This is a genomic window from Acidipila sp. EB88, assembly GCF_003858395.1.
In the GTDB taxonomy this organism is placed as follows: domain Bacteria; phylum Acidobacteriota; class Terriglobia; order Terriglobales; family Acidobacteriaceae; genus EB88.
Genome location: NZ_QWEV01000005.1, coordinates 1,174,018 through 1,189,070, shown reverse-complemented (window position 1 = coordinate 1,189,070; position 15,053 = coordinate 1,174,018). Strand labels below are relative to the sequence as shown.

The window sequence follows — 15,053 nt, the reverse complement described above, 5'->3', positions numbered from 1 at the left end:
AGCAGGCCCGGGGAGAAACACCTATATGTCGCTCGGCAAAAGCACAGTGCACACACGCAAACACAAACTTCTGAAAACCCACACCGCTGCCGCTGCCGCCGCAGCGCCACTCGGGCCTGAAGACCGCACCCTGCCATTTCAGCAGCCCATGCAGACTCCCGTGCTCGTGCTCAACGCCTCCTACGAGCCCATCAACATCTGCGGCGCCCGCCGCGCGCTGGTGCTCGTGCTGAAGGGCGTCGCCAAGACCGAAGAAGAGCAGGGTGCCACCCTCCACGCCGCCCGCGTGCGCATGCCCATGCCCTCCGTCATCCGCCTCCTCGAGTACCGCCGCATCCCCCACCAGACCCGAGCCCTGTCCCGCAAAAACATCCTGCTGCGCGACCGCAACACCTGCCAGTACTGCGCCGTGGTGCTCACCGCCGGCGAGCTTACCCTCGACCACGTCCACCCACGCTCCCGCGGTGGCCAAAGCACGTGGGAAAACCTCGTCGCCTGCTGCCACACCTGCAACCGCAAAAAAGGCAACCAGCTCCTTCACGAGCAGGACACCATGCACCTGCTCCGCGAACCCCGCCCCTTCTCCCTCCACACCTCCCGCCACATCATGCGCATGATCGGCAACTCCGACATGAAATGGCGCAAATACCTGTACTACTAACGCCACTCGAGCAGTTACATATAGCCGCAAAGCCAGCCTCCCCAACGCGGTAGGCGGCCACTCCGTGGCATATCTTGTGGGGCATGGCCCACAGGTGTAGCGCAATCAGGGTGCACTCATTACACGAAAGCAGAAGAGGTTTATGGGATTAGACGCGTGTGTGTTTTGTGACTGTGTGGAGACAAACCGTTTACGAGTTCCGCATCCATATCCAAAGCAGCTCTATATACGACGCAATGGATCCCCTGAAATCAGATCGGTAACTTCCGCGAAGATTGAGGAACATGATGCCTGGATGCAGCCATCTCCCTGCAAGCATGAGGACATGCATGCAGACAGCTCGCACCTTGGCAATGCGGGCCTTATCACCACACTGCGAGAAGCTCTCGAGAAAATCGCAACCAGGATACCCGGAATCCCCGTGTTGCTCGAAGAGGTAATCTACAGCGGCACGCACACGGGAGATTTCCTCTCCCCCTCTCAGGTTATGCGGCTAAGCAAAGAAATTGAACTAATCAAGGCTGTGGAACTAAAACGTGCAGGCTTCCCGAAGCGACACCTTGACGCATTCCACCTGCTGATTGCAGGACTCGAGCGCTTATGCGCCACCGCTTTGCATTTGCGTAAGCCGATCGCATTTTAATAATCTGCTGTCAACGCCTTAATTTCTCTTAGCGATTCATCCTTCTCGGCTTGCCAGACCCGCACTTCATCGGCCATATCGCAACACCCTCGTTTCGTCACACGAAGTGAAACCGAGTGTAGCTGGTCCATTGTTCAGGATGTTATCGGTTGCCCATGTCTCGCTTCTGAGACGTGGGTACCACAAAACCGAAGCGCACCGCCCACCACTCACAACGATGACCGCTCCGCCAGATCAATCCCCGGCGGCATTAGATACAGTACTGCAACATCCTTCACCACCGCCCGCACCTTCCCTGTAGTCCGCTCGAACAATAAATAGATCCCAAACGCGTACAGATACGTTGCCGCCATTCCCTGGCCCTAGCGGCAAGTGCCACGCATCCTTGTGCCACGGTAGCTACGATCGCATCAGCAGCCCCAGCGCAAACGTTAAAACGGCAGGTGCACCAGGTACAACGTGCACGGAAACCGCGAAAGCCGCGTTTCTGTCCGCTGGTATACCATGCTTCCAAACAGCTGCCGGCGATGTCGAATGCCCGTGTCTGGACTTCGAGACGCGGGCACCATTTATCCCTCCCCGGCTAAAGAACTCCTACCATCACCTGGCAAATACAAACCAATCACGGATCAATCCGAATCGCCGCCCGCCAAAAAGCAGTTTTCCCACTCGCAGGATCCACCACCGAGATCTGACACACATACTCTCCAGGAGTCAGCTCGCCCAATGGCACGGTAAAGTGCATCGGCACCGGCTTCAACCGATCCGAAGCCGGCGGAGTCACGGCTACCGGACCACTTTCAAACTTCCTGCTGTCGCCTTGGTATAGGTCCACATACCCCAGCAACGGCGTCGCGGGTGCAGCGGCCGGCTCATAGCCCTGCAGGTACACATACAGCTCACCGTCGCGATGAAACACGCGCGTCACACTGGGGATAAGCCGCACCCCGTCCGACACCAGCGGGTTCACCGCGGCCTGCTTCGCTTCGTCCTTGCCCTTGGCCGCGTTGTACAACGCATCCTGCATCGTCTGCCGCTCGCTGCTCAGCACCACGGTGCTCATTGGCACGCGCTGCTCCTCGCGATTTAGGTTCGGAATCGTAAACGTCGTCTCGTACGTGCCGATGCGGCCGGTTTCATCGTCCCGCGCCAGCAGCTTGATCGAGTACTTCCCGGGCAGCAGCGTAAATCCCGTTTCGTACTCCACCGGCAGCTTGGCCAGCTGCGCCTCCGTCTGGTCCGTCAGCTTCAGATTGACGTTATCGCGCACGTTTGAGACCGTGCTGCCGCCGTACACATCCTTGACTTCGCCGATAAAGTCGATCAACGTATGCTCCGCGCCGCCACGCTTCGCCAGTGCCAGCTCCCGTCCCGGAATCTTCACCACCAGCGGCACGAAATACTCCGCACGATTCAGCTGGAAATAGTTCAGCTCCATCGCGATCGTCAGCTCCGTCATCGGATCCTCCAGCATCAGGGCATCCTCTAACTGCCGCTCCTTGTCCGCCTGCGTAAACCTTGAGAACTCCTTGGCCGCGTAGTACCCCTGGCGATACTCGAGCTTCGCCGCCGCGGCCACATCGACCGTGACCTTCACATGCCGGAACTTGCCATCCTGTGCCGCGTTGCTCGTGTAGTAGCCAAGGATGTAGTAGTCCGCAATCGACCGCTGCGCGTTCTGGATCCCCTGCGCCAGGTCGTTGGTGTCCAGCAGCGCCTTACCGCCGGTGTCGCCCGCAATCGAGTACAACGTGTCCTGCGACTGTTGAAAGTTCGCGTTCTCCTGCTGCGTCGCCGCACCCGTGTACATCGCCTGCCCACCCGGCGAACCCTGCGTCGCATCGCCCATCGGCGGCTCCGCCACCAACCCGCGCGCATCGACAGGCCAGAACGACACCCCGGCCCGGATCGCCGCATCCACCGTGGCGTGCAGCTGCGCCTGGTTGTCGACGCCCTGCAGTGTCAGCCCGCTTGCGAAGTACAAAAGCACCTTGCGTTCATTCAGATGACCAAGCATCTCCGCCGCGGTTTGCAGCGCGGCAAGCTGGCGATCTGTCTTGAAGATGTTGAACTCGCTGTCGTCCTGCCCAAACGGGCTGCCCTGGTCTGCGGCGCTGGCATCGCTCACCACCGTCGCCCACTCCTGGCCTTCACCCACCACCATCGTCTCCAGGATGCTCAGCAGCCGGTCGCGGTCGGCGGTAAAGTCCTGCAGCACGTCTACGGCGCCGCTGCTGAATCGCAGGACCGACACGAGGTCCGCCGGAGTCATCTGCGTCCGCACAAAGGTCTCAGCAGCATGCAGCGCGCGAAACTGCGATGCCTGGTCCATCGCGCTCATGTCGAAGTACAACGCCAGCAGCCGTTTGTTCTCGTAGCGCAGGCTCTCCGGCTTTTCGGGGGCAATCTGCTCCCGGCTCAGCTTCTTGTAAATCGTGAGCTTCTCCTGCTCGCGCGTGCGCGGCGCAAGCGGCGTGCCCGTGGTCGGCAAAGCCTGGTGCTCAACAAAGCGGATCCGCTGCGGCACGCCATCTTCGGTGAGCGCGAAATCCTTCGCGGTAAGGTCGGGCACCGGCTTGCCGTTCTTGTCCGCAACCGTCACCGCCTCAACCACCAGCTGGGTACGCACCGAGATTGTCGTGATCGGCCCGGAGCTGTCCGGAGCCTTGTTCTGCCCGACCGTTTGCGGGAAGCCCGTATCGGCAACCGTCACGGACAACAACACGGCCAGCAGGCAGAGAAGCAGTGTGCGCATACGGCTAAAACCTCAACGTCGCGTTTAGTTGCAGAGAGCGCATCGGGTTGGTTCCGCCCGGAAGCCCGAACGTGGGGCTCACAGACGATGGATTCAGCGTGGTGAGATAGGTCGAATAGTTCACGTGGTTCAGAACGTTGGTCGCGTCCACGCGGAAGTCGAAGTTCAGGTGCGATGGCAGCCGGAAGGTGCGCGCAAACGAACTGTTGAAGCTGAACGTGGAAGGCCCGGTGATGGAGTTGCGTCCGGCATCGCCCCACTGCCCCGGCGCAGGCGCAGCATACGCCGCCGGGTTCAAAAAGTACCCGCCCGATATTGCATGCACCGCCGCCGCGGTCCGGTCCGGCCGAATGCTGCCGGAGAAACCAGTGCCCGGCACCACGGCTTCGTACACCGGCGTCAGCGGCAGCCCTGATCCAGCCGCGATCGTGCCCGTCACCGTCCACTCCTTGTACAGCCGCCCCCGCCAGCCGTTCAGCAGCGTCCCACCGCCGATGCCCATACCCGTCGTATACGCAAACGTTGCGTTCAAAAGGTGCCGCTGGTCGAACGACGACCGCGAGCGTTCCGCACGCAGATTGCGCCAGTCCTGCGCTGTCGTTGCGGTCGATGCCGCGGCCGCACTGATTGCGCCGGCAGAACTGCTGGGCGTCAATGGGCCGCCGCCGCCCAGCACTGAATCGTCATCGATCGATTTCGAAAATGTGTACGTGGCCGTTGCGCTCAGGCCGCTGCGCAGCCGCCGCCGCAACTGCACCCGCCCTTCTTCGCGGTCGGAACTTCCGGTGGATGTGCGATACACGAAACCCGTGACGCACGTCGGACAAGGATTGTTAGCGCCGACCGGGTACGTGTTCGGCAGAAATTGCTGCATGCCGTTCAACCCCTGCGTCCCCGCATACCAGGCATCGAACTGCAGCGCCGCCGGCAGATCTTTCTGTGCGCTCACCTGCCACTGCTGCACCGCGCCCCTGCGGTAGTTCGGATCGATCCCAAAGGTGTTCGCGGCGTTGGTCGTACACGCCGTCGGCCCCGACGCCAGCCGCTGCGGGCAACTCGCATTGTCCGCGGCGATCGTGGTCGCAAACGGCGCCTGCTCCGCCAGCGCCAGTGCGATCGGGCCATAGATCGAGGTATCCGCGCGCAGCCCGTACCCCGCGCGGATCAACAGCGATGAGCCAGCCAGCGGCCGCCACGCCACGCCCACGATCGGTTCCACGATGCGCCGGTCCGGGCGCACAAGCGACTGCGGATAGCGCGCGCCTGTCAGCGGGCCCTCCGGCGTCTGCGCCGTGACAGTTGCAATCACTGCGAAATCATCCGCTGCATCAATGTTTGCCAGCCGGTGTTTCAACTCCGTGGCAGGCGCTTCATACTCCCAGCGCACACCCAGGTTCAACGTAAGGTCCGGCTCCAGGCGCCAGTCATCATTGGCATACACATCGGCCACCGTCTGGCGCAGGTACTTATCCGGATTGCCATAGCTGATCTGCGCCGAGTCCGGAACCCCCGCCAGGAAGTCGGCAAAGTCGGAGCCAAGCGCCGCGCCTGTAAATGTGAACGAGCCGCGTGGATTGCTCTGCGTAAAGTAGTTGAACTCCTGTCGTCGCAGGTCCCCGCCGAGCTTGATGTTGTGCCGGCCCCGGTATAACTCGTAGCTCGCTCCCAGGGCATTCGTCTCCGTGCGGTTTCGCGCGCTCTGTGCATCGGTCAGTGACGCGATGCCGCTTGAAAAGTTCAGCGTCGGCGGCCCCCAGTTCGCAGGGTCCTGGTTCACACCCGCAAGGCCGGCGTCACCGGCTACGTTGACGCGGTTCTCGAAAAACGGCATCACCTCGGTCCGTGCGCGACTGAACGCGTAGGTCACGTTGCTGAAGCGATTGTTCGCCCATCGCCGATGCCAGCCGAGGTCCGTAGCAAGATCGAGCGTTGCCGTCGCATCGCGAAAACCGAAGAGGTTGGTGGTGTCGGCGCGCGTGCTGTCGAACTCCATGCGCCCTGCAAACGAGTCCGGCCCCTTGTTGCCGTTCACGTGGAGCAGCAATGAATCGAGGTGCGTTCCGTTCAACACCGCGCGTTGATAGTTGTAAGCCGTGTTGCCCACCACGTTCGGCGCGGGGTACAGCGCAAGCAGCGCCGCCGCGGCGGGTACAGCGCTCGTGGCAGCGTCCTGCAACTGGCTCAGGCTCGGCACCAGCCCCGTGTCGATCGCCGACTGGCTGTCCCGTCGCCATCGGTACTCCACGTTGAACTCCGGCCCGCGACGCAGCAGGCGCGGAATCTGCAACGGCCCACCCACACTGATGATGCCCGTGACCTGGCTGTACCCGGGCTTGGGGGCTTCCTGGCCGGTCAGCGAGTAAGGCCGCGCATCCAGCGCCGAGTTGCCAAGGTCGAAGTGCAGCAACCCCGTATACAGGTTGCGGGAACTGTTGCGCGTATTGCCGAACGCGCGCGCCAGCGAGTACTGCGAGGTAGCCGCATTGTTGACGCTGCCGTTCAGCAGCAGTCCCTGCTTCGCCGCCGGGGATGGTGCAACCGCCGGTGTCCCCTGTGCCGTGACTGCTCCGCCCGCGGTGCGCGGTGTGGCAGCATGCGCCGCCGCCGCCGCTCGCGCCGTAGCGTCGGCCAGCGCAAGAGGCTTGAGCTCCCACTTCAAAGGGGTGGCATTGCTTCCGACACTTACCTGCTGTGTGCTCGAGGCGAACAGCAGCATCTGCACCGTAATGGCCCAGATGCCTTCTTTGACATTGTCCAGCACATAGAAGCCGCCCGCGTCGGTGACCGTACTTGCAGTGGCCGTACCCTGGGTTGCCGTCACCGTAGCCCCGGGGACCGGAAAGCCGTTCGACATGACCTGCCCGCGTTGCTGCAAGGCTTGCAACGCGGTGGAGCTGAGCAACAGCACCCACACGCCCAGCCGCCCGACCTCTTTCAGACCACGCACCTCAGCAGCGACCAACGTCCTCTCCGTCGACCCAGGGATACGTTTAGACCAGCTCACGCCACGCGTTTCGAATACAGTAGCAGGTACGGTTGCAGTAACAGCCGGCCCTTGGGCACGGGCCCTGCTTCGTTCGCCTGCGAATGGCCACGCCGACCACAGGTTGCACCCCGCTGCCGGACCTTACGCCTGCATGGCCCTTGGACGCGTGGCGCCGGGTTCAGTTAGGTGTCGGGCGCTCCACCTGGTCGATCACCAGCATGCGCACCGGCCGCTTCTCCGCGACGAGCTGCAATCCGAGCTGTTCCTGCAATGCAGCAAGGCATCGGGCCTGCGCTGCAGGATTGGAAAGATCGTCCTCGTCAGTCGGTCCTCCCTTGGAATCAGGATCGACGAAGTGGATGGAGAAGTCGTAATTGCCCTTGAGACCCGTCCTGTCCTGCACGATGTAGTCGAGGTTGCCGCCCAGGTTATCGGCCAACATCTGGATGGGCATGCCGTGCCCCTCGAAGTAGCCAGGCCCGATTTGCAACTCGCCCTTGTCATCGGGCTTGCTCTTAGTCAGCTTGGGTCCGCTTTTGCTGACGACGAGGGAGTATACCGGCCGCACCTGCTCGACCCAGTGATAGCGCAGGTGGAATCGCTCCTCAAGCAAACTCTGCATCATCGGGGGATACTGTTCAGATCGCTCCTTCTCGGGTAGTTGTAAGTTGGTGTCCGGTATCCTGGCCCGAATCGTGAACTGTTCCGATGTTGCCCAGCCAGGAGCATTTACGATCTGGAAGTGCTTTAGATCGAACGCGCCCATGAGCAGATTCACGATCGTCGTTCCCTTGGCTGACCATGTCGTGCCTGCCCAGCCCATCGACATCCCGTTTACATCCGGGTCAGGACGAATCGAGGCGACCTCGAACGCAAGCTTCTGATCCTGCGCCTGCACGTGTCCAGCATTCACAAGCCCAGCCGCCACCGGCAGACTCACGATCAACGCGGCCAAAGCCGCCATCAGCAGCTTTTGCCGCCGCCGCAGTGGCGCGTATCGCAGATCGGCCACAATCCGGAGCAGGCGCTGCTTCAACCTGCCGCCCGCCACCCCGGCGATCGGCCCGGTCTGCGCGCCTACCGAGAACCGGCACACATCCAGGATGCTGCGCGCGTACACCTCGGCATCACTGCCCGAAGCCAGCACCGCCTCGTCGCAGGCATGTTCGCGCTCTTCCATCAGCCGAGCGCGGATCAGCCACACCGCCGGGTGAAACCAGAACGCCGCGTGCACCACGGCGTGCAGCGTCGCCGTGAGATTATCGCGTCGTTGCACGTGCGCAAGCTCGTGCGCGTAGATGGCTTCCAGTTCCAACGCGGAAAGCCGATCCAGCAGATCGGCCGGCATCAGCAACACCGGCCGGAAGATGCCAAACACGCCCGGCTCCGCGACGCGCAGGCTCCTCAGGATCGGCACGCCATCTATCATCCCGCAGGCCTGCGCCTGTCGGGCAATCGCCTGCAGGCTCCTGAGCCCGCGCAACCACGAAGCCAGCAGCACTCCGGCGCCCAGCGCCCACAACCCGAGACACCCGGCCACCAGCAACCTCTCCGCGCCCCACCCTCCCGCAGCGGTCGAACCGCTGCCCACCACGCCAGCCAGCGTCTGCGGATACGGCTGCACCGAGCGAAGCACCAGGCCACCGAAATGCGCCACGGGCGCCACGCTCGGCACCCGTGGCTGCAATGCCCGCCCCGCCGCGACCAGCAACGAGAAAGGAATGACAAACTTGAGTGAAGCGGCCATCCACAGCCGGTACCGCAGGCTGGCACGATGCCTGCGCAGCCCCACCGACATGGCCCAGAGCAGCAGCACCACGGCCGTCGACTGCCACAGGTGATTCACCAGCATGCCCCGCCACCCTGCGAAGACGCCTACTCCGAAGCTCATGCCTTTCCGCCTTTCTTCCGCTGCTGCAACGCCTGCTCTGCCTCTTTCACATCCGCGAGCGAAAGCTTGCCCGAGTCCACCAGGTAGGCCATCACTGGCTGCGATACGCCCCCAAACATTGCCAGAAGATCTTCAATCAGTGCGCGCTGGGCCTTCTCACGGGTAATGCGCGGCGCAAACAGGTATGCCGCGCCCGCCTGGCCCGCGCGCTCCACGATGCCCTTGCTTTCCATGCGGAAAATGGTGGTTTGCACGGTGGTATACGCCGGGCGTCGCTTCTCCGGCAGCGCCTGCTGGATTGCCCGCACCGAGCTCGCGCCCTGGCTCCACAGAACCTGCATGAGTCGGTATTCGAGCTTGGAAAGCTTTACAGTTTCAGCCATCGACCCAGACTCCTACACGCGTAGGCGCAACGTACTACACGCGTAGGCGCATTTGCAACAGTGTTCTGGCTGGTTGGGAAGAAATGTCCACGCCTCCACGCTCTGCATCATCATTGGGAATACCCGGAACACCCCAAGCGACAAACAAAACGCTTTGCTTTGTTGGGGTCCGGCAAACGTTTCGCACTACGATCCGTCTTACCGGCCTGAGTCATGCAGCGCCACGAGCCGCCCGCTTCCCGGTAGCCGAGCGAGAGATCCAGACATGCGACCCACTTACCCGCATCGCCGCGCTGTCGCGAGCCTGTTCGTCGCTCTTGTCGCTGCTGCCTGGTCCGGCAAGCCTTTGGCCCAGACCACCTCCGATACGCCCACGCCCGGTACCTTTTATGACGTTGCAACCATCAAGCCGAATAAGTCCGACTCGGGCAACGTGGATGTCAACCAGAACAGGTACCGCTACGATGGCAGAAACGTGACTCTTGGCGTGCTGCTGGAAAATGCCTACGGCATCCGGCGAGACCTGATCTACGGCATTCCCAAGGACCTCGAAGGGCAGCATTATGATGTGTTCGCCAAGATCAGCGAGCCGGACGCTGCTGCCATTAGCCACCAGACTTCAGCAGAGATCCGCGGACGCATGCAGCCGCTGCTGGTCGAGCGCTTCCATCTGAAGGCGCACCTCGAAACGCGCACCCTGCCCGTATTTGACCTCGAGATAGCCAGGGGAGGTCCGAAGCTCACAGCGGATCCGCCCTCGAAAGGTACCAGCGAGGGGTCTCGCAGCACAACGAGTCCATGGACGTACACGGGATCACGCTGGCACACTTTGGCGAAGCGATCATGCCCTACGCGGGCCGACCCGTGCTCGATAAAACCGCCCTGCCGGGCCGCTTCAGCTTCTCCCTGCACTGGGCCAGCGACCATGATCCCACGCAGCCCAATGGCCCTACCCTCTTTACCGCGGTGCAGGAGCAGCTGGGGCTCAAACTCATGCCCTCCAAGGGCGCGGTCACCGTGCTGGTCGTCGATCATGCCGACGCCCCCACCCCGGACTGATCCTGCAACCATCAGCCCCTCTCCCTCGTCTCACATGTGTCAAAAGCGTCGCCGGCGAGCGGCAAGCTGAAAACAAACAACACCATCGCACCCTCCCACGAGGTCGCCATGCAACCCACCCTCCTGCTCTGGCTTCTCCTGCCCGCCACGCTCACGCTTGCCCAATCGCAGGCGCAATCCGGGCCCCAGCCACCCACGCGCGCCCCCGACCTCTCCATCACCACCCACGTCCCCGGCGTTGACGTGCTCCCCATCCCCAACCACCCCTTCATCGCCAACACGGCCACCGTCTGGACCCGCATCCTCCCCGACGGCACCACCGTCACTCTCCGCCTCAACGCCCGCATCGCCCGCGATAGCCAGGGTCGCGTCTACCGCGAGCGCCGGAGCCTCGTCCCTGCTGCCGACACCAGCACCGACGCGCCCCTCAAAGCCACCGACGTCTACGACCCCGTCGCCCACACCCAGACCCTCTGCTACCTCGCCACCCACCAGTGCGTCGTCTACCCTTACCTGCACGCCCCGACCGAGCCCCACACGCCGCCCGCCGGCTGGGACGCAGCCCATACCCGCCTGCTCGTGCGCGAGTCCATCGGCACCAACACCCTCGATGGCCTCGACGTCCTCGGCACCCGCGAAACCCTTACCCTCAATCCCGGCGTCGTCGGCAACGAGCGCCCTCTCACCACCACCAAAGAGTTCTGGTACGCCCCCGAACTCGCCACCAACCTCGCCGTCACCCGCAACGATCCCCGCGAGGGCACCCAGCAGATCCTGCTCAGCAACGTCACGCGCGCCGAACCCCAACCCACCTGGTTCCAGCCCCCGTCCGGCTTTACCCTGCAGGCCCAGCGCCCCGCCACCAGCCCCTAGGTTGCTAACTCGCTAAGTTCTAAGTTGCTAAGTCGCCGAGCCGTTAAGCCGTGCCCGTCCGCCTCCCACGCACACATGTGAGAAAACCGCACCAACAGAGAAAGGGCCCCCGCTTTACGCGAGAGCCTTTGCCAAAGCAGTCTATTAACAGGGACGCTTGTTAGAAGCGCACACTGAACGTCCCGGTAATTGTGCGCGGCGCCCCCACCTGAAGCGTGTTCAGGCTTACCGACGTAGGATCACTCGCGATAAATCCGTTCGTGCCCACCGTGGAGTAATATTGCGCCCCGGCCAGGTTGTACACGTTCAACTGCAGCTTCAACTGGTCAAATGCGCCCACTTCATCCTTGTGGTAGTCCAGCCCGAAGTTGGCCAGAAACCGTCCGCTCACCGAGTTATCGTCCGTGTAGGTGAAGTACCGCTTGCCCATGTAGTCCGAATCGATGTGCGCATCGAACTGGCCCTTGGCATAACTCAGCTCGTTCTTATACAAGAACTCCGGCGAGTCCACCACGATCTTTCCGCCGGTCGCCACGGTCGCAGGCACGCCTGTTGCACCGGTCGTGGTGTAGTCGTCGTTGTAGGTCGAACGGCTAAAGGTAAGCGCGTTGTACAGCGTCCATCCCTCGTGCAGCTTCGCCGACACCGCGCCATCCACGCCGTTCGTAGTCACGCCGCCTACGTTCGTCAGCAGCGATGCCGCTCCCGCGATCGCCGGTCCCTGCTGAATCGCCAGCAACCGGTTGCTGAAGTTCACGTGGAAGTAACTTGCCTGCCCCTGGAACCGGTTGTCGGTGTGCCGCACACCCGCTTCCTCGCTCCATGAGCTCTCCGGCTTCAGCGTGCTGGTCAGCGCGTTGAAACCAGCCTGCGATGTGCCCCAGGGTGAGTTGCCGAACCCCGGGCCGCCCGCCTGGTAGGCGCGCACATTGTCCGCCACATCGGCAAACATCTCGTTGTTCTTGTTGATCTTCCAGTTCACGCCGAACTGCGGCAGAAACGCCTTGCCTGATTCGAGGCTGCCCTGCGCATACGTCGCCGCGGTCACGCCGCTCGCCTGGATCACGCCCGTGTTGAACGCGCCCAGGTTGCCGGTCATGTTGGTCTCCACACTCTTGAAACCCGCCGAGACCGTCAGCGTCGGACGGATCCTGTACTGGTCCTGCAGGTGCAACTGGTACACCGTGCTCGGGAAGTTATAGGACCACTGCGTGTAGAACGCGTTCGACGGGCGGTCGTAAATCGACTGCACCGGGCTTGCGAGGCTGGTCGCATAAAACTTGCGCGCCAGGTCGAAGCTCTCCTTCTCGAACCATGCGCCGCCTTCCACCGTGTTGCGCGCCGTTTCGTACGAAAGCGATGTGACGAAGCCGCCACGCGCAATCCCGTACTCCGAGGTGCGCTCGGAGATCGGCGAAACCGGGGTGCCCGTCGCGTCATATGTTGCTTCGTACGGCGTAAACCAAAGCCCCGCGCCCGAGTTCTCATGCCCGTACACGGTGGACTTCCACGTCAGGTGACTGGTCAGCGCCATCTTGTAGCTCAGGTAGCTCAAAATATCGCGCCGCAGTCCACCCGCCGCGTAATAGCCGGCATCTTCCGGGTCGTTCGATAAGTCACCCGGCGCGCTCTGCAGGCTGCTCACCGGCGTAGGAAAGGTCGTCGGCAGCGAGGCAAACACAAACCCGCCCCCACCCTGCGCGTTGTACGCATTGGCTGCCTGCAGCGCCACGCCCCAGTTGCCGAAGTTGTCCCACTTGTACCCCAGCTTGTTGACCCAGACCTTGTTGTCATCCTGGTAGTCCACTTCCTGCCGGTGCGAGTAGTCCACGAAGAACGTCAGCACGCCCTTGTTCCCGACGAAGTGCTCCAGCTTCAAATTGCCCTGGTAATAGCTCTGGTTGATCGGCCCCGCGCCCCGCCACTTATCCGACAACTGGTACACGCCGTCGATGTAGAAGCGTGTATGCCCCGGCAGCACGCCGCTGTCGAAGCGACCAAATGTGCGAGTCGCCGAAAAGCTTCCAAACGACTGCGCTACTTCCAGCTTCCGCTTGTCCAGGGGGTCATTCGACATGAACTGAATCGCGCCGCCCAGGTTGCTCGTCGAGGCCGTTTCCAGCGCCCCGGTGCCCTGCGACAACGTCGCCTGTCCAAGATTCTCATCGATCAGTGCACGGCTGATATGCAGCCCGTTCAGATTGCCGTACGACATATCGCCCAGGGGCACGTCGTCGAGCGTAAAGCCAAGCTGGTTCTGGTTGAAGCCGCGCACCGAGATGCGCACCGCCCACTCGTACGCGCCGTAGGGATCGGCCGACGTAATCTCCACGCTGGGCAATCGCCCCAGCACCGCGATCGGGCTGGTGCCCGGCGTTGACTGCAGCATCTCCTTCGCGCCGATGGACTGCACGTCGCGCGTCGAACCAGGCGCCGTCACTGTCACGTCTTCGCGCGCCGTCACCTTGGTCGCATCCTGCGGATCGGTCTGCGTCGCCGCCGGACCACTCACCTGCGAGGCGCCCTGCTGCTCCGCCGGTTGTGCCGCACTGATTTCCTGCGCCAGTACTGCGCTTCCACTTGCGCACAGCACCCCTGTTGCCGCCAGCACGACTTTCCCCAGCTTCCTGTTCACGCGCCTGTCTCCTTGAAGTCACTGCTTTGTGCTGCTCAAGACGTTCATGCATGCGCCACCACCGCTGCGGGCCATCGCAACCAGTCCGCTGGCCTGCAGGGGAGAACAGGCCAGCCGGTCTTCGATGCGGGGAGACACAGCCGGCACGCTCAGGAACTGGAGCGGTACGCGGAGGAAGAGGCGCTTTGCACTTCGCTTTTTCTGCAGTTAGCCGCGACTTTACAGGCGGCTTCCAGTGAGCGAAGTTGCTCTCAGGTCAAAATCTGGTCAAAACTCTGGGCGATCTCCGGCCATCTCTCTACCCGATGCCTGCGTAAGTGCCGGAACAGCGCAAGCGCTCCTGGGCGAGGCGCCGGGCTCTTCGCTGCACGCAGCCGGGTCTAACGAAAGAAAAAGGGAAGTGGTGCAAGGCTGGGAAGTGCTCGCCGAACGCGTAGTGCAGAGTGCGTTGGTTCGTCGTGAACATGGCCCGAAGAGCCCTGAAAGATGCACGGGCAGGTCGCGCCCGCTGGTAATTGCGAGAAGCGCAACTTCGCCCAGGCTGGCGGCCCAGCGTGAATACGCATCCAGCGAGTGCGAATGAACGAGCGATAGATGAGGTGGCAGACCGGGTCACAGCGGCTGGGGATTCACGCTGTCCGGTAACGAGGCGTGCGATGAGTCAGATCAAAGCGCTCCAAACCGGCGCTGCGCAGCAATGTGCTGCATCACTGCTGGTGGAAAGCGAATGCTTCTATCCGGAAATGCCAGGATCCCACGAAGCACCGCGACGAGCGGGGGTCTCACCCCCGCAACGTCTTAGCGGTGCCAGTGGCGATGATGGTGGTGATGCCGGTGATGGTGGCCGTGATCGACAACCACGATCTGTGCCTTGGCAGCGGGCGGAATTGCCAGCCCGACGAAGGATGCGAGCAAAAGAAAACAGAAGAAAAGGCGCTTCCAGCAGGTAGTCATAGTTCTCCTTGCAGATAGGAACCGTGTTGTATGTGGCTCGCGCCACACGCGGCTAAGCCGATTCTATTGGGATGCAGCCTCCGCCCCCGGCTCTGCCCCGAATCTTCACACCGCAAGGTAACTATCCCCTCCCTCGCTCCCCCACCACTGCCCGCTCTCATCAAAGCCGGGTGTCCATTGTCTCCTTTGAGACCTGGACTCACCAAAGCCGGC

General features: G+C 62.4%; 9 protein-coding genes and 1 pseudogene. 4 read left to right on the top strand and 6 right to left on the bottom strand.

Annotated elements, in window-relative coordinates; all coding sequences use genetic code 11:
* Window positions 1-25 precede the first annotated feature (25 nt).
* Both D1Y84_RS05850 and D1Y84_RS05845 read left to right on the top strand, forming a co-directional pair.
* Window positions 26-661: an HNH endonuclease gene (locus tag D1Y84_RS05850; RefSeq protein ID WP_233581164.1), complete on the top strand. Its 636-nt coding sequence runs from the start codon at window positions 26-28 to the stop codon at window positions 659-661.
* A gap of 295 nt (window positions 662-956) precedes the next feature.
* A complete protein-coding gene (locus D1Y84_RS05845; protein ID WP_124847685.1) occupies window positions 957-1,304 on the top strand; it encodes a hypothetical protein in 348 nt (115 codons plus the stop codon).
* 622 nt (window positions 1,305-1,926) lie between these two features.
* Here D1Y84_RS05845 and D1Y84_RS05840 read toward each other — a convergent pair.
* The 4 genes from D1Y84_RS05840 to D1Y84_RS05825 form a co-directional block, all read right to left on the bottom strand.
* On the bottom strand, window positions 1,927-4,059 hold the full coding sequence (locus D1Y84_RS05840) for a VWA domain-containing protein (protein ID WP_124847684.1): 2,133 nt from the start codon (window positions 4,057-4,059) through the stop codon (window positions 1,927-1,929).
* A 4-nt stretch (window positions 4,060-4,063) separates the two neighbouring features.
* Window positions 4,064-7,021 carry a carboxypeptidase-like regulatory domain-containing protein gene (locus D1Y84_RS05835; RefSeq protein ID WP_233581163.1) on the bottom strand — a complete coding sequence of 986 codons (2,958 nt, stop codon included), beginning with the start codon at window positions 7,019-7,021 and terminating at the stop codon, window positions 4,064-4,066.
* A 202-nt stretch (window positions 7,022-7,223) separates the two neighbouring features.
* Complete coding sequence (locus D1Y84_RS05830; RefSeq protein ID WP_124847683.1) at window positions 7,224-8,936, bottom strand: M56 family metallopeptidase; 1,713 nt, start codon at window positions 8,934-8,936, stop codon at window positions 7,224-7,226.
* Window positions 8,933-9,319 (bottom strand): BlaI/MecI/CopY family transcriptional regulator, encoded by a 387-nt coding sequence (locus tag D1Y84_RS05825; RefSeq protein ID WP_124847682.1) that lies wholly within the window; start codon window positions 9,317-9,319, stop codon window positions 8,933-8,935. The genes D1Y84_RS05830 and D1Y84_RS05825 overlap by 4 nt, the downstream gene beginning before the upstream one ends.
* A gap of 265 nt (window positions 9,320-9,584) precedes the next feature.
* Between D1Y84_RS05825 and D1Y84_RS05820 the strand changes: the two are divergent.
* Both D1Y84_RS05820 and D1Y84_RS05810 read left to right on the top strand, forming a co-directional pair.
* Window positions 9,585-10,378, top strand: a pseudogene (locus D1Y84_RS05820) (TIGR03435 family protein).
* Window positions 10,379-10,414: 36 nt separating this feature from the next.
* Window positions 10,415-11,251 (top strand): hypothetical protein, encoded by an 837-nt coding sequence (locus D1Y84_RS05810; protein WP_124847680.1) that lies wholly within the window; start codon window positions 10,415-10,417, stop codon window positions 11,249-11,251.
* A 160-nt stretch (window positions 11,252-11,411) separates the two neighbouring features.
* Here the strand turns inward: D1Y84_RS05810 and D1Y84_RS05805 are convergent, their stop codons facing one another.
* Window positions 11,412-13,886 carry a TonB-dependent receptor gene (locus D1Y84_RS05805; RefSeq protein WP_233581162.1) on the bottom strand — a complete coding sequence of 825 codons (2,475 nt, stop codon included), beginning with the start codon at window positions 13,884-13,886 and terminating at the stop codon, window positions 11,412-11,414.
* A 798-nt stretch (window positions 13,887-14,684) separates the two neighbouring features.
* Window positions 14,685-14,840 carry a hypothetical protein gene (locus D1Y84_RS17875; RefSeq protein WP_158615338.1) on the bottom strand — a complete coding sequence of 52 codons (156 nt, stop codon included), beginning with the start codon at window positions 14,838-14,840 and terminating at the stop codon, window positions 14,685-14,687.
* Window positions 14,841-15,053: the final 213 nt, after the last annotated feature.